We start from the raw sequence: 297 nt of genomic DNA on the forward strand, positions 1-297 counted from the left end.
GATGGTGGCGAACAGGAATCCCGATTCCCCCTATCTGTTTCCCATTCTGCAGAGCGAGGAAGGTACGGAAGCGGCATACCGGGAATACCAGTCGGCACTCAGGGGATTCAACCAGCGGCTGGCAGTACTCAGGCAGTGCCTGGGAATGCAGTCGGCACTCAGTACCTATGCAGCCAGACACACCTGGGCCACAATGGCTTACCATTGCGAGATACACCCCGGAATCATATCGGAAGCCATGGGACACTCCTCCATCACGGTGACGGAAACCTATCTGAAGCCTTTCAGCAACAGAAA

1 protein-coding gene is annotated in these 297 nt (G+C 55.6%); it reads left to right on the top strand.

Features of this window, described 5'->3' with window-relative positions:
• Window positions 1–297, top strand: a 297-nt coding sequence (locus DWZ67_RS20530; protein WP_243635197.1) for a tyrosine-type recombinase/integrase, incomplete at both ends; no start/stop codon positions are given.

This window comes from Bacteroides sp. AF34-31BH (assembly GCF_003602795.1).
GTDB lineage: Bacteria > Bacteroidota > Bacteroidia > Bacteroidales > Bacteroidaceae > Bacteroides > Bacteroides uniformis.